Origin of the sequence: Actinoplanes sp. NPDC051851 (assembly GCF_040681165.1) — a bacterium.
Classification (GTDB): domain Bacteria; phylum Actinomycetota; class Actinomycetes; order Mycobacteriales; family Micromonosporaceae; genus Actinoplanes.
This window is the reverse complement of sequence record NZ_JBFAYF010000006.1, coordinates 142,329-157,311: the sequence shown is the minus strand read 5'-3', so window position 1 is coordinate 157,311 and position 14,983 is coordinate 142,329. Positions and strand designations below refer to the sequence as shown.

Here is a 14,983-nt window from a genome sequence, read left to right as displayed (position 1 = left end):
CAGCCAGTGTATGCCGACCCCCCGACACCGATTCACACCGCGATGTCACCTGTGTGAGGTGGCGCGGCCCACCGGGATCGAGCAGGCTATCCAGGTTCGTGATTGTCCACTTTGATCAAGGGATCGATACACGATGAAACGTCTCGCATTGCCGGCGGTCGCCGTCGCCGTTTTAGGATCACTCTCCGGTACGCCGGTGGCCGCGTCCGCGTCGCCCGGGGAATTCGCCCCGGTCAGCACGTCGCACGGCCACCCGCAGGGCGGGGTGGTCAAGGGCCAGATCCTCAGCTACAACGACTTCCACGGCGCGATCGACCCGCCCTCGGGCAGCGGCGCGGTGGTCAACGCGGGCGGCACCAGCACGCCCGCGGGCGGTGTCGAATATCTCGCCACCTACCTCAAGAAGCTGCGCGCCGAGGCCACGGCCGAGCACCGGGAGACCATCACGGCCGGCGCGGGTGACCTGATCGGCGCGACCCCGCTGGTCAGCGCGGCGTTCCACGACGAGCCGACGATCGAGCTGATGAACACCGTCGGGCTGCAGGTCAGCTCGGTCGGCAACCACGAGTTCGACGAGGGCGTGGCCGAACTGCTCCGGATCCAGAAGGGCGGATGTCACCCGGCCGACGGATGCCAGGACGGTGACCCGTACCGCGGAGCGAAGTTCACCTACCTCGCCGCGAACACCATCGACAACACGACCGGGCGGTCGATCCTGCCGCCCTACGAGATCCGCTACGTGCAGGGCGTGCCGGTCGGCTTCATCGGCCTGACGCTGGAGGGCACCGCGGGCATCGTCAACCCGGCCGGCATCACGAACGTGCACTTCACCGACGAGATCGAGACCGCCAACCACTGGTCGAGGGTGCTCACCCGGATGGGCGTGAAGGCCCAGGTGCTGCTCCTGCACGAGGGCGGCACCCAGGCCTCGGCCACGCCGACGCCGGGCGTCTCGGACTGCTACGGCTTCTCGGGTCCCGTGGTCGACATCGTGAAGGGCCTGAACCCGGAGATCGGCATCGTCGCCTCCGGTCACACGCACCGGTTCTACTCCTGCAAGCTGCCGAACGCCGCGGGCACCGACACCGTCGTGACCAGCGCCGGCAGCAACGGGCAGCTGATCACCGACATCGACTTCGGCATCGACAGGAGGACCGGGCGGTTCGCCGACATCACCGCGAAGAACGTGATCGTGGAGAACGGCGTCGCGGACGGCAACGGGGGCTGGCAGAAGGACGCGAGCGGCGTCTACCTGAAGAACCCGGACACCGTCGACGCCGCCGCGAAGAAGGTCGCCGACAAGTACCGGACGGCCGTCGCGCCGATCGCCGACCAGGTCGTCGGGAGCATCACCGGGGACATCGTGCGGACCGCCACCGCGGCCGGGGAGAGCCCGCTCGGTGACGTGATCGCGGACGCCCAGCTCGCGTACACCGCGGGCTCCGGTGCGCAGATCGCGCTGATGAACCCGGGTGGCGTCCGTGCCGACCTGGACGCCGACCAGTCGTCCGGCGGGGAGGCGTACGGGCAGGTCACGTACGGCGAGGCGTTCACCGTCCAGCCGTTCAACAACCTGGTGGTGACCCAGACACTGACCGGCGCCCAGCTCACGGAGGTGCTGGAGCAGCAGTTCGTGGGCTATAACGGGCAGACCTCGACGAAGATCCTCCAGGTCTCGGCGGGCCTCACCTACACCTGGAGCGCGTCGGCCGCCCTCGGCTCCCGGATCTCCGGGCTGTCGCTGAACGGGGTCGCGATCGATCCGGCCGCCTCCTACCAGGTCACCACGAACGACTTCCTGGCGAACGGCGGCGACGGCTTCTCCTCCCTGACGGCGGGCACCGGCCGGGTCACCGCGCCGGGCTTCGACATCGACGCCCTCACCGCGTACCTGGCCACCGGCTCGGTCGCGCCGGGCCCGGCCGACCGGATCACCACCGTCGGCTGACCGTCGGTCCCCGTCTCACGGTTCGGGCGGTTTTCTTGCGGCCCGGTCTCGGAGCGGGGCATACTCGGCTCGTGATTCAGCAGGCACGATTTTTTACTACGGCCCCGGAAGTCCGGCAGCCGTAGGTCGCCTCTGAACGACAGACCTACATCAAGCCCCGGGCTTCCGAGCCCGGGGCTTGATGCTGCCCGGGCCGGCTCGACCGGGGCGCCAGCACCCGAGGAGCACGAGATGACTTCCGATGTGATGGACCAGTCCACCGGTGCCGGCCAGCCCCTGGCCGCCGACGAGATCCGTGGCATGCGCGAGCGGATCGACGAGATCGATCAAGCGATCATCGACCTCTGGCTGGAACGCGCCCGGCTCTCCCAGACGGTCGGCAAGACCCGGATGGCGAGCGGCGGCACCCGGCTGGTCCTGGCCCGCGAGCGGGAGATCGTCGACCGTTTCCGCGCCGCTCTGGGCCCCGACGGCACCCAGGTCGCCCTGCTCCTGCTCCGCTCCGGCCGCGGCCCGCTGTAGGACCCCGCTCGGAAGGGGCGCAACCACGCACGCGGGTGGAGGGAGAGGGCCAGCGAAGCTGGGCCCCCGACCGACCCTCGGCGGGAGCGACGGTCTGTACCACCCACCCCGCTGCGACATGGTCTTCAAAAAAACGAGCCGGGCCGGGAGAAAGCCTCCCGGCCCGGCTTCGTGGTGGGTCAGTGGCCGTGCACGACGTCGCGGATCTCGGCGAAGTGGCAGGCACTGGGGTGCGGGGAACGCTCGCGGATCTGCAGCAGCGGCTCCTGCTGCGAGCAGACGTCCTGAACCTTCCAGCAGCGGGTGCGGAAGCGGCAACCCGACGGCGGGTTGGCCGGGGACGGGACGTCGCCCTCCAGGACGATCTGGTCACGGTGACCGCGCAGGCGCGGGTCCGGAACCGGCACGGCGGAGAGCAGCGCCTGGGTGTACGGGTGCGTCGGCTGGTCGTAGATCGCCTGGTCGTGACCGGTCTCGATCACCTTGCCCAGGTACATCACGGCGACCCGGTCGGAGATGTGCCTGACCACCGACAGGTCGTGCGCGATGAAGATGTACGACAGCCCGAACTCGTTCTGCAGGCGCTCGAGCAGGTTGATCACCTGGGCCTGGATCGAGACGTCGAGCGCCGACACCGGCTCGTCGCAGACGATGATCTCGGGCTTGAGCGCGAGCGCCCGGGCGATGCCGATGCGCTGGCGCTGACCGCCGGAGAACTGGTGCGGGTACCGGTTGATGTGGTCGGGGTTGAGACCGACCGTGTCCAGCAGGTCCTGCACCGCGCGCTGCCGGCCGCCCCTCGGGACCACCTCGGTGTGGATCTCGAACGGCTCGCCGATGATGTCGCCGACCGTCATGCGCGGGTTGAGCGAGGTGTACGGGTCCTGCAGCACCATCTGGATGTTGCGGCGGGCCTTGCGCAGCGCCGAGCCACGGAGCTTCACCATGTCCTGGCCGCGCACCATGATCGAGCCGGCGGTCGGCTTCTCCAGGCCGACCAGCAGCTTGGCCAGGGTCGACTTGCCACAGCCGGACTCGCCGACCACGCCGAGCGTCTCGCCCCGGCGCAGCTGTATGTCGACACCGTCGACCGCTCGGACGGCACCGACCTTGCTCTGGAAGACGATGCCCTGGGTGATCGGGAAGTGCTTGACCAGTCCCTTGGTCTCGAGGACGACGTCACTCACCGATGACCTCCCGGAAGAAGTGGCACCGGGCCGTGCGGTGCGGCTGAACCGAAACCTGGTACGGCGGGGGCGGCGGATCCTGTCGGCAGGCGTCCCTGGCGAACGCACACCGCGGGTTGAACGCGCAGCCCTGCGGGACGTCGGTCAGCGCCGGCGGCAGACCCTTGATGACGTTGAGCTGCTGCCCCTTCATGTCGAGCCGCGGAATCGACTCGAGCAGCGCCCGCGTGTACGGATGCGCCGGCCGCGCGTAGATGTCGTAGACCGGAGCCTCCTCGACGACCTTGCCCGCGTACATCACGGAGATCCGGTCGGCGACGTCGGCGACCACGCCCATGTCGTGCGTGATCAGGATGAGGCCCATGTTCCGCTGCCGCTGCAGGTCGGCGAGCAGGCCCATGATCTGCGCCTGCACGGTGACGTCGAGAGCCGTGGTGGGCTCGTCGGCGATCAGCACCTCGGGGTCGAGCGCGAGCGCCATGGCGATCATGACGCGCTGGCGCATACCACCGGAGAACTGGTGCGGGTAGTCGTTAACCCGCTGGTTCGCCGCCGGGATCTTCACCTGGTCGAGCAGCTCGATCGCGCGCTTCTTGGAGTCACCGCGGGACATGCCCCGGTGCTTGCGGAAGAGCTCGCCGAGCTGGAAGCCGACCGTGTAGACCGGGTTCAGCGCGGAGAGCGCGTCCTGGAAGATCATCGCGATCTGGTTGGCCCGGACCTTGCGGCGCTGCTCCTCGCGGAGCTGCAGCAGGTCCACGCCGCGGTACTTGACCTGGCCCTGGGTGACGTACCCGGGTGGGGAGTCCAGGATGCCCATGATCGCCTGAGCGGTCACCGACTTGCCGCAGCCGGACTCGCCCAGGATGGCGAGCGTCTCTCCCGGGGAGAGCCAGAAGTTCGCGCCGTTCACGGCCTTGGCGACGCCGTACTGGGTGCGGAACTCGACGTGCAGGTCGCTCACTTCGAGCAGCGGAGCGCGCGGGTCGAGGCCCGGTAGGACATCGATTTGCGCTTTCACATCAGTCACAGGGTCACCGCAACTTCGGGTCGAAGGCGTCGCGGATGGCGTCGCCGAGCATGATGAAGGCCAGCACCGTGGCGCCGAGGAAGATCGCCGGCCAGACCAGCGGCCATGGCTCGGAACGGGCGAACTTCGTGCCGTCGGCGATCATGATGCCCCAGCTGATGGCATCGCCCTTGAGGCCGACACCGAGGAACGAGAGCGTCGCCTCGCTGCCGATGTTCACGCCGAGCAGCAGCGTGTTGACCACCATGAAGGACGCGATCGAGTTCGGCAGGATGTGTCGCAGCATCAGCCGCGCCGGGGTGGCGCCGAGCATCCGGCCCGCCGCGACGTAGTCCTGGTTCTTCGACGAGATGACCGCGGAGCGCATCACCCGTGCACCGGAGGTCCAGGTCAGCAGGCCGAGCGTGAGGATCACCGCCCAGACGCCGTCGCTCGCCGGGTCGGACGAGAGCCGCCGGGAGAGGACGATGCCGCCCAGCAGGAACGGGATGCCGAGCATGACGTCGATGAACCGGGAGAGCACGGCGTCCAGCCAGCCGCCGAAGTAGCCGGTGGCGAGACCCATGATCAACCCGATCAGCGAGGCGATCAGGGTCGACATGAACCCGACGAATAGCGAGTTGTAGGCACCGTAGATCGTCTTGGCGTAGACGTCACAGCCCTGGAAGTCGTAGCCGAAGATCGCGCCACCGGTCGGACCCTTGTACTGGTTCGAGAGCGTGCACGACTTCGGGTCGGCCGAGGTGAAGAGCGACGGGAAGGCCGCCATCAGCGCGATGATCAGCACCAGCACGATGGCGGTCCAGAAGATCTTGCTCTTCCGCAGATCCGCCCAGGCGTCGGCGGTGAGGCTGCGTGCCTTGTCCGGCTTCCCGGCCCGGTGATTCGGCGTCCCGCTACCGGCGGGCTCGGCGTCGATCACTGCGTTGACGTCACTCATAGCGGATCCTGGGGTCGAGGGCGGCGTAGAGAAGGTCGACGAGCAGGTTGATGAAGAGGAACAGGATCACCAAGATGCTCACGAAACCGACCACGAGTGGGCCGTCCTCGGTGTTGATCGCTCGGGCGATGTTGAACCCGACCCCGGGGATGTTGAAGACGTGTTCGGTGACGATGGCGCCGGCGAAGAGCTGGCCGAGGTCGACGCCGATCAGCGTGACGACCGGGATCAGCGAGTTGCGCAGCACGTGCACCCAGATGACGCGCATCCGGGTGAGGCCCTTGGCCCGGGCGGTCCGGACGTAGTCGGACCGCAGGTTCTCCGCGACCGAGGTCCGGGTCACCCGCATCTCGGGGGCGACGACGACGCAGGCCAGCACCAGAGCAGGTAGGAGCAGCTGCCAGAAGGTGGCGTCGCGGGTCGCGGTCGGCGGGAACCAGTTCAGCGAGATACCGAAGATCAGCTGGAACAGCGGCGCGATCACGACGATCGGCATGGCCAGCAGGACCAGGGTGATGAGCAGGCTCGCGTTGTCGAAGAGGCCGCCGCGCTTGAGCGCCGCGTAGACACCGACGGTGACGGCGATGGTGGCCGCGATGACGATCGCGATGAGTGACAGGCGCAGGGTGACCGGCCAGGCGTCGGCCATCATCTCCCAGATCTTGCGGCCGGTCATCGAGGTACCGAAGTCCCCGGTGAGCACGCCCTTCATGTAGTACCAGTACTGCATGAAGAAGCCTTCATCCAGGTGGTACCTCTCGGTCAGCGCGATGCGCTGACTCTCGGTCACGGGACGTTCGCCGACGAGGGCCTGGATCGGGTCCTTCTGGTTGGCGAACATGAGCGCGAACACCAGGAAAGTCGCCCCGAAGAAGGTCAGGACCATCTGGAGTAGGCGCCGCACGATATAGCGGAACATACGGGTGTGCCTCTTCCGCGGAAGAGCGCCGGCCTCGTGAGCACGGCGACGTTAGGTAGGGGGTTAACACAGCGGTGGCGCCACGGTTTCACACTCCCCGTGGCGCCACCACCGTTCGTACGGTCAGATCAGGAAACGACTTCGATCTTGTAGAGGTCGACCTTCTGGAACAGGTCGACGTTCACGCTCGAGACCTTCTCCGAGTAGCCGTAGACGTTCTGGCCGACACGCAGCGGGATGACCGGCATGTCCTCCGCCAGGATGTCCTCGGCGGCCTGCCACTTCTTGATGGCCTCCTCCGGCGTCGCCGCCGCGGAGCCCTCCTTGACCAGGTTGTCGAAGGTCGAGTTGCTGTACCCGTAGTAGTTGGAGGAACCGTCGGTGCTGTACAGCGGGCCGAGGTAGTTCTCCATCAGCGGGTAGTCCATGACCCAGCCGAGGCGGATCAGACCGACGTTCTCCTTCTTCTCGACCTTGGCCAGCAGGTCGGCGAACTTGGGCTCGCCGACGCCGGTGCAGTTCACACCGAGCGAAGCCTTGATCTGGTTGCAGGTCGCGTCGACCCACGCCTTGTGGTTACCGTCGACGTTGTACGTGATCTTGATCTCCGACGGGCCCTTGGCGGCGGTGTAGAGCGCCTTGGCCTCGGTCGGGTTGTACACGCAGTTGGCGCCACAGGTGTCCGGGCGGTAGCCCGCGACCACCGGGGAGACGAAGGACGTCGCCGGGGTCTGGGAACCGAGGAAGATCTGGTCGGTGATCTCCTGGCGGTTGATCGCCATCGAGATCGCCTTGCGGACGCGGACGTCCTGGAACTCCTTCTGGAACGTCGGGAAGCCGACGAACTGGAAGACGGAGTTCGCGCTCTTCTTGAACCGGTCACCGAGGTCGGCCGAGGCCTGGGCCAGGCTCTCGATCGGGATCTGGGTCTGCACGTCGACGTTACCGGCGACCAGGTCGGCGTACTCGGCCTGCTGGTCCTGGTAGATCTTGTACGTGATCCCGTCGACCTTGGGAACGGTGCCCTTGAAGTCGGCGACCTTCTCCACGACCAGCTGAGAGTCGTGCTCCCACTTTCCCTTCAGCTTGAAGGGGCCGTTGCCGATGATGGCGTCCTCGAAGCCGTCGGCGATGACGCCGTCCGACGCCCAGGCGGCCTTCGGCAGCGGGAGGAAGGCGGTGTAGCCCATGACGGATTCCCAGCCCGCGAACGGCGCGGAGAGGGTGACCGTGAAGGTGGTGTCGTCCACCTTGGCCAGGCCGGACAGCGTCTTCGCCTTCGGCTCGGGTGCCTTCTGGGCGCCCTCTTCGCCGTCCGGGTCCACGGACTGCATGTCCGCGTAACCCTTGATCTTCTCGAAGAAGTACGACGCACCCTGACCGTTCGGGCCGTAGGCGCCGTAGTTCCAGGCGTTGATGTAGTTGTCCGAGGTGACCGCTTCACCGTTGCTGAACGTGAAGCCGGACTTCAGCTTGACGGTCCACACGGTGTTGTTCTTGGCCGAGGTAATCGACTCCGCGGCAACCGTGACCGGGTTGTTGTCCGAGTCGAAGTTGACCAGCGGGTAGAACAGCGCGTCCAGCACCTCGGCACCGTTGGACTCGGTGGTGTTGGTCGGAATGAGGTGCTGCGGCTCGCCGATACCGATCACTACAGTATTGGAAGTGGACGACGAGTCATCGGACCCGCCGCCACCGCAACCGGCGGCCAACAAGGCGATGGCGGTCGCACCGACCGCCATCTTCCATGGGCTTTTCCCAGGCATGGGAGTGCCTCCTTCAGGGGCGCTCACGAGGGGTTGTGTGAGTAGCTGCCACTGTGACACAGAGGTACCGAATCCCAAGAGCGCCGTTATCAAGGTGATATTAGCCGTTTACGTCCGTACGCACTTCCGAAGATCATCCTTTCGGCCGATTAGACCGTGTTGACCTGCGCGTACTCCAGCTCGTACCCGAACGTACACGGTCCGCAGCCATTGGTGGAAACTTTGGTGACAGACGGTGGAGGTCACCCCTCAGACGAGCCGGCGGTCAGCCGCCCATCGTGACAATTCGTAACGGTTACTCATCTGGAGCTTTCGGAGCACATTGGACACGTGCGTCTCGACCGTCTTGATCGAGATGAACAGCTCCTTGGCGATCTCCTTGTACGCGTACCCCCGCGCGAGCAGCCGCAACACCTCGCGCTCCCGGTTGGTGAGCTGGTCCAGCTCGGGATCCGCCACCGGTACGTCCGGACGGGAGGCGAACGCGTCCAGCACGAACCCGGCCAGTCTCGGGCTGAACACCGCGTCGCCGTCGGCCACCCGGCGCACCGCCGCCGCCAGCTCGTCCGGGGAGATGGTCTTGGTCACGTAGCCCCGGGCGCCGGCCCGGATGAGCCCGATCACGTCCTCCGCCGCGTCGGACACGGAGAGTGCCAGGAACCGGACCTGCGGGTGCGATCGGCGGATCGACTCGAGCACCGCGCGGCCGCCGCCGTCCGGCATGTGCACGTCGAGCAGCACCACGTCCGGTTGTACGGCGGCGATCCGGCTGATCGCCTCGGCCACCGTGCTCGCCTCGCCCACCACGTCGACGTGCGCGCCCAGCTCGGCGCGGACACCCGCACGGAACATCGCGTGGTCGTCGACCAGGAACACGGTCAGGGGCTCGTCGGTCATCGTGCTGACTCCTTACCGGCGCCCACGCTCTCCCGCGACACGGGAAGGGTGAGGCGCACCTCTGTACCGTCGCCGGGCGCGCTGCGGATCTCGGCGCGCCCGTTGTGGCGCTGCATGCGCCCGATGATCGAACCACGGACACCGTGCCGTGTCTCCGCCACGCCGCTGAGATCGAACCCGGCACCGCGGTCCCGGACGAAGACGCTCAGCTCGTCCTCCTCGACCTCGGCGTAGAGCGAGACGGTCTGCACTCCGGCGTGCCGGGCCGCGTTCACCAGGGCCTCGCGCGCGGCGGCGACCAGGGCGGCGACCCGATCGTCGCACGGGGTGTCACCGACCACGACGGTCTCCACCGTGATCGCGTACGTGTCCTCGACCTCGGCCGCGGCCTGCTCCAGCGCGGCCGCGAAGCGCTCGGTCGGCGAGGCGGTCGGCTTGTAGAGCCAGTTGCGCAGGCTGCGCTCCTGGCCACGGGCGAGCCGCTGGACCTCCTTGATGTCCGCGGAGTTGCGCTGGATCAGCGCGAGCGTGTGCAGCACCTGGTCGTGGATCATGGCGGCCACCTCGGCGCGCTCCTGCTCCCGGATCCGGCCCTCCCGCTCGGCGCGCAGCTGCCCGAAGGTCCGCCAGACCAGCGGCGCCACCACCACACCCACACCGAGAAGACCCACGAGAGCGAAGATCATCCCATTGAGTACGGCGGAGAGGGAGTCGGCCGGGGCGTACACCGCGACCACGCCGATGATGCCGACGGCGACCAGGATCCCGCCCCCGACGAAGCGGAAGACGAACGAGCGCCGGTCGGTCTCGGCCACGATCGCGGCGAGCCAGGGGGTCGGCGCCGCCCGGTCGGTCCAGAGCTCGCGGCGGGTCGGGTCGGACTGGTGCCAGATCACCCCGGCGCCGACCGCGATCACCGCGGCCATCCAGCCCACCGTGGTGGCCACCTGGTCACCGAAGACCAGCGCCTGCAGCAGGATCACGCCCAGCCCGATCGCGGTGAACGGCACCAGCGAGGCCCAGTCCCGCTCGGTGGGCTTCTCGTCCTGCCGGGCCTCCTGCGGCAGCACCGCCCAGTACGCCGCGTAGAGCAGCAGGCCGAGCGCGTTGAAGCCGAGCAGGACCACCAGGCTGATGCGCACCGCGATGACCGGCACGCCCAGGTGCCGGGCGAGTCCGGTGGCGACCCCGGCCACGATCCGGTGGTCGCGGGGGCGGACCAACCGGCGAGGCGGTGCGGGGGCGGCTGCGGTAGTCACCCACCGATCGTCACACGTACGGCGGTCTCGGGCCACGGGGAACCTCCCGACCCCGGATCTCAGGGTGTCCTCAGGGTCGGTTCCTGAGGCGCCTGCGCCGCTCCCGGCCGCAGGATCGAAGCATGAACGACGAAGCTGCCTCGGGCACCGGCCCACAGGGCGGGCCGGCGCCGACCACCGCTCCCGAGCCCGGCACCGCCCCGGGGCCCGGCGTCCCGCCCGGCACCCCGCCGGGCCCCGGCGCCGGCCCCGGTGCCGGACCGAACAGTTCCAACATCCCGCCCTGGGTCAGCGCGGCGCACGCGGCGTTCACCCGGCAGCAACTGGTCCGCCCCCGCCACCCCCGGTACATCGCCGGTGTCTGCGGCGCGCTGGCCCGGGCCACCAACACCGACCCGGTGCTGTGGCGGGTGCTCCTCGCCGTACTCGGCATCCTGGGCGGCGCGGGTGTGCTGCTCTACCTCATCGGCTGGCTGATCATCCCGTCCGAGGGGGACGCCGCCTCCCCGCTGGAGTCGCTGCTCGGCAAGGGGCAGTCGGGGATGCAACCGCTCTCCGTCGTCCTGCTCGGCGGTGCGGCGCTGCTGACCTTCGCGTTCATCGTGAGCAGCGGGGCACGGGCCAGCATGCTCGCGGCCGCGGTGATCGTCGGCGCGTTCCTGCTGATCAAGCGGGGCGGGGTGCACTCGGGCGCGTTCAAGGCTCCGCCGACGGACTATCCGCCGCCCGCCTCGCCCCCCTCCTCCGCACCGTCCTCCGCACCCTCGCCGGAGGAGGAGCCCACGGTGAAGTTCACCCCGCCGCCGGCGTACACGCCGCCGCCGGGATACGCCCCGCCGCCGCCGGACCCCGCGTACCGGGCGCCGTTCGCCCCGTACGGGCCGTTCGCCGGGCCGACGCCCCCGCCGCCGCCTGCGCCCCCCGCCCCGAAACCGCCCAAGCCGCCGAAGGAGCGCTCGGTCCTCGGCCGGCTCACCTTCTTCGCGCTGCTGGTCGTGATGGGCGTGATGGTGCTGGCCGACATGTCCGGCCTGAGCGTCTCGGTCTCGGCGTACTTCGCGGCCGCCCTGATCACCATCGCGCTCGGCCTGATCGTCGGCACCTGGTTCGGACGGGCCCGCGGGCTGATCTTCCTGGCCCTGCTCACCACCATGGGCCTGCTGATCTCGACCGGCACCGAGCGCTTCGGCAACGAGTTCGAGAACAACGTCTACCGCCCGGCGAGTCTCGCCGAGATCGCCGACCGGTACGACTTCACCCTCGGCAACGTCACGCTGGACCTCAGCGACGTCGACTTCGGCAAGGCCGACCAGACCGTCGCGGTCGACATGAAGGTCGGGCAGCTCCGGGTCGTCCTCCCGCCGGAGGTGGACACCACCGCCGCGGTCGAGGTCGGCGGCGGCCGTGCCGAGCTCTTCGGCGAGGAGTACAACAGCACTCGTGACCAGCGCAGCCACGAGGTCACCGACCTCGGCTCGGACGGTGCCGGCGGCGGCAGCCTCCGGCTCGACCTGAAACTGGACACCGGAAACGTGGAGGTGACCCGATGAAGCCGCACCGGATGGACGGCGTCTCCCTGACCTTCGGACTGCTCTTCCTGCTGATCGCCGGCTGGTGGGCGCTCTCCCGGGTGGTCACCCTCCAACTGCCCGCGCTGGGCTGGACGGTGGCGGCCGGCCTGATCCTCTTCGGGGTGGTCGGCCTGCTCGGGGCGATCCGCTCCGGCCGCCGCGACCAGCCGGCCGAGCCGACCCCGCCGGTCCAGGCGGAGACCCGGATCGAAGGGGACGTTCCGCCCGAAATGCACGCTTCGATCGTCCAGGAGCTCCTCGACGACCCGGCTCAGCGCTTCGAGGCGGAACACCCAGGGGCCGAAGGTCAGAAGCCGCGCAATATGCTCGCGGAATGACCCAGTTTCCCGCCGTGTCCGCCACGCCCGTTCCGGCCGTCGGAGCCCGGGCCGCACGCACCCTGATCGCCGAGTTCGCCCGGCAGAACACGGCCACCTCCGCCCTCATGATCGGTGCCGACCACGCGTCGGCGGTGGTGGCCGCGGCCGTGGAGGCCCTGCTGCCGGGCGACACGCTCACCCTGGTCGCCGGCGTCAACAGCAGTCCCGAGCTGCTCCAGGGCCACATCGGCGGCCTGGGCAGCTGGGTCGCCGACCGGGTCCGGATCGCCGGCTCCCTGGAGGAGGCCCAGCCCGCCGACGTGGTGATCGTCGCGGAGCCGCTCACCGGCACCGCCGAGGAGACCCGCCTCCTGATCGACGGCCTCGGCAAGTACCTCACCGACGGCGCGGTCCTCACCGTCGCCGCCCCGGCCGGTCCGGGCCGCACGGCGGGCGCCGCCGCCGAGCTGTTCCGGCAGAGCGCGCTCTTCGGCGTCGGCTCCGACCTGGTGGTCCGCAACCAGCCGCCGCTCCGGGTGTACAAGCTCCGCTTCACCCCGGCCGACCCGGCCACCGCGGCGTCGCTCGCCCCGGCCTACCGGCCGTCCAGCGTTCCGCTGACCCGGACGATGCACATCGACTCGAACGGCGTCGCCGCCGCCGGCATCGCGCTCGGCCTGGCCGCCCTGGCCCGCCGCGCCCGGCCGCAGTCGAAGCTCTGGCTGGTCCCGGCGCTCCTCGCCGGCCCGGTCGCCGCGTTCTTCCGCGACCCGGAGCGCGACATCCCGTCCGACCCGGCCGCGGTGGTCTCGGCGGCGGACGGCAAGGTCCTCTCGGTCGAGCGGATGCACGACGAGCGCTTCGGCCCCGGCGAGTTCCTCCGCATCGCGGTCTTCCTCTCGGTCTTCGACGTCCACGTCAACCGCACCCCGGTCGCCGGCCGGGTCGCCGACTACTTCGTCGAGGAGGGCGGCTACGCGAACGCCGCCACCGCCGCCGCCGAGCACAACGTCGCGGCATACACGGTCCTCGACACCGACCACGGCACGGTGGCGGTCGCCCAGCGCACCGGCCTGATCGCCCGCCGCATCGTCCAGCGGGCACCGGTCGGCACCCTGCTGGCCCGCGGCGAGCGCTACGGCCTGATCCGCTTCGGCTCCCGCACCGACGTCTACCTCCCGGCCGACAAGGCCGAGCCGCTCGTCACGGTCGGCGAGCGGGTCGTCGGCGGCACCTCGGTGATCGCCCGCTGGCTCTGACCCCGGCTCCGGCGATCGCCCGCCGGACCTGATCCCCGCTTCGGCGATCGCCCGCCGGACCTGATCCGCACCGTTCTCCCGGCCGGCCCCGGCGGACTCCCCTCCGCCGGGGCCGGCCGTTCTCTGTCTCCCCCGCTGGCCGATCTCGATCATTCGTGGAAGGCACCCTCAGCCCCTGCGAGCGGCCCGACCACCCCCTCTACCGCGCTCTTCCACTGATCCACTGCGCGGCGGGGGCGGGCTGGGGCGTACGTGGAAAGGCCGCCCTTCAAGAAAAAGAAGGACGGCCCGGGAAAACGGGGTGTGAAGGTCAGACGCGCCTGGTGCGCATCCAGAGGATCGGGCCGCTGACCAGGTAGGTGGCGACGATCAGCACGAAGGTCATGCGGGGCTGCAGCAGGGCGCCGACGATCGGCAGGAGCCAGAGCCACGGGGGGAGCTTCACGATCCGGGCGAGCTTCGCGTACGGGAAGCTGGAGACCATCGCGAAAGCGAGCAGCGCGACACCGGCCAGCAGCGCCATGCCCGGCAGCGGCAGGCCGATCAGCACGGCCAGGGCCAGCACCGCGGCGGCCATCGTGGTGGGGACGCCGGAGAAGAAACGGCCGTCCTTCGGCGAGACGTTGAAGCGGGCCAGGCGGATGGCGGCGCAACCGGCGACCAGGGCACAGGCGATCGCGGCGGCCGACTGGGGCACCGAGTCGGCCAGCGACGCGTAGACCACGACCGGAGCCGCGAGACCGAAAGAGCACATGTCGGCGAGCGAGTCCATCTGCGCGCCGAACGGGCTGGCGACACCGAGCTTGCGGGCCAGCGCGCCGTCCAGGCCATCGAAGGCGACGCAGGCGACCAGGCAGGCGGCCGCGATCCGGGTCTCGCCGTCCATGGCCAGGAAGATCGCGAGCAGGCCGAGGCCGAGGCTGCTCAGGGTGCAGCCGTTGACCAGCGCGAAGCGGAACCGGCGAGCCATGGTCGGGTCACCGGGCAGCAGCGGGATGGTCGCCGCGGTCGGCTCGTCGTCGATCGGAGCGGTGACGGTGGCCTCCAGCGGGATCCCGGAGACCGGCGCGGTCAGACTGTTCATGCCCGGCTCGGGGCCGGTGTAGAGCACCTCGGCGCGGGTCGCGGTCGCGGCCCGGCTCGTCTCGGCGGCACGGCGCCCCACGCGAACCAGCAATGCCTGCCGGGCGAGAGTCCCGCCGCGGCGCAAACGGCCAGCCCAGCGGCGTCCGGCGGGACGGGGACTATCCGTCGTTCGACGCCGGCGCCAAGGGGTACTCGGCACGTGCTTCCTCCATGGAGTTCGGTGGTCACCGGCACCGCACGAGCCCGGCGAAATTGCGGGTTACACCATCGCACAGCCGG

13 protein-coding genes are annotated in these 14,983 nt (G+C 69.5%); 5 read left to right on the top strand and 8 right to left on the bottom strand.

Annotated features, from left to right (window positions below; translation table 11 throughout):
* Positions 1 to 133 precede the first annotated feature (133 nt).
* The gene (locus tag AB0M08_RS08835) at positions 134 to 1,948 is read left to right on the top strand and encodes a bifunctional metallophosphatase/5'-nucleotidase (protein ID WP_364490646.1); all 1,815 of its coding nucleotides are present in this window, start codon (positions 134 to 136) and stop codon (positions 1,946 to 1,948) included.
* A gap of 231 nt (positions 1,949 to 2,179) precedes the next feature.
* Complete coding sequence (locus tag AB0M08_RS08830) at positions 2,180 to 2,470, top strand: chorismate mutase (RefSeq protein ID WP_364490644.1); 291 nt, start codon at positions 2,180 to 2,182, stop codon at positions 2,468 to 2,470.
* Between the two features lie 179 nt (positions 2,471 to 2,649).
* Here the strand turns inward: AB0M08_RS08830 and AB0M08_RS08825 are convergent, their stop codons facing one another.
* The 7 genes from AB0M08_RS08825 to AB0M08_RS08795 form a co-directional block, all read right to left on the bottom strand.
* Complete coding sequence (locus tag AB0M08_RS08825) at positions 2,650 to 3,657, bottom strand: dipeptide ABC transporter ATP-binding protein (protein WP_364490642.1); 1,008 nt, start codon at positions 3,655 to 3,657, stop codon at positions 2,650 to 2,652.
* Positions 3,650 to 4,687 carry an ABC transporter ATP-binding protein gene (locus tag AB0M08_RS08820; protein ID WP_364490640.1) on the bottom strand — a complete coding sequence of 346 codons (1,038 nt, stop codon included), beginning with the start codon at positions 4,685 to 4,687 and terminating at the stop codon, positions 3,650 to 3,652. Before AB0M08_RS08820 ends, AB0M08_RS08825 begins: the two co-directional genes overlap by 8 nt.
* Before the next feature lie 4 nt (positions 4,688 to 4,691).
* Positions 4,692 to 5,627 (bottom strand): ABC transporter permease, encoded by a 936-nt coding sequence (locus AB0M08_RS08815; protein WP_364490638.1) that lies wholly within the window; start codon positions 5,625 to 5,627, stop codon positions 4,692 to 4,694.
* Positions 5,620 to 6,546: an ABC transporter permease gene (locus AB0M08_RS08810; protein ID WP_364490636.1), complete on the bottom strand. Its 927-nt coding sequence runs from the start codon at positions 6,544 to 6,546 to the stop codon at positions 5,620 to 5,622. The genes AB0M08_RS08815 and AB0M08_RS08810 overlap by 8 nt, the downstream gene beginning before the upstream one ends.
* 128 nt (positions 6,547 to 6,674) lie before the next feature.
* Positions 6,675 to 8,312, bottom strand: a complete 1,638-nt coding sequence (locus tag AB0M08_RS08805) for an ABC transporter substrate-binding protein (protein WP_364490634.1) — start codon at positions 8,310 to 8,312, stop codon at positions 6,675 to 6,677.
* 249 nt (positions 8,313 to 8,561) lie between these two features.
* Positions 8,562 to 9,209, bottom strand: a complete 648-nt coding sequence (locus AB0M08_RS08800) for a response regulator transcription factor (protein WP_364490632.1) — start codon at positions 9,207 to 9,209, stop codon at positions 8,562 to 8,564.
* Positions 9,206 to 10,468: a PspC domain-containing protein gene (locus AB0M08_RS08795; RefSeq protein WP_364490630.1), complete on the bottom strand. Its 1,263-nt coding sequence runs from the start codon at positions 10,466 to 10,468 to the stop codon at positions 9,206 to 9,208. Before AB0M08_RS08795 ends, AB0M08_RS08800 begins: the two co-directional genes overlap by 4 nt.
* Before the next feature lie 122 nt (positions 10,469 to 10,590).
* Between AB0M08_RS08795 and AB0M08_RS08790 the strand changes: the two genes are divergently transcribed.
* Genes AB0M08_RS08790 through AB0M08_RS08780 form a run of 3 tightly spaced genes read left to right on the top strand, consistent with a single transcriptional unit; the run spans position 10,591 to position 13,618 of the window.
* Positions 10,591 to 12,018, top strand: coding sequence for a PspC domain-containing protein (locus AB0M08_RS08790; RefSeq protein WP_364490628.1), 1,428 nt, complete (start codon positions 10,591 to 10,593; stop codon positions 12,016 to 12,018).
* A complete protein-coding gene (locus tag AB0M08_RS08785; RefSeq protein ID WP_364490626.1) occupies positions 12,015 to 12,377 on the top strand; it encodes a phage holin family protein in 363 nt (120 codons plus the stop codon). Before AB0M08_RS08790 ends, AB0M08_RS08785 begins: the two co-directional genes overlap by 4 nt.
* Positions 12,374 to 13,618 carry a phosphatidylserine decarboxylase gene (locus tag AB0M08_RS08780; RefSeq protein WP_364490624.1) on the top strand — a complete coding sequence of 415 codons (1,245 nt, stop codon included), beginning with the start codon at positions 12,374 to 12,376 and terminating at the stop codon, positions 13,616 to 13,618. The genes AB0M08_RS08785 and AB0M08_RS08780 overlap by 4 nt, the downstream gene beginning before the upstream one ends.
* A 310-nt stretch (positions 13,619 to 13,928) precedes the next feature.
* Here the strand turns inward: AB0M08_RS08780 and AB0M08_RS08775 are convergent, their stop codons facing one another.
* Complete coding sequence (locus AB0M08_RS08775) at positions 13,929 to 14,828, bottom strand: CDP-alcohol phosphatidyltransferase family protein (RefSeq protein WP_364490622.1); 900 nt, start codon at positions 14,826 to 14,828, stop codon at positions 13,929 to 13,931.
* Positions 14,829 to 14,983 lie beyond the last annotated feature (155 nt).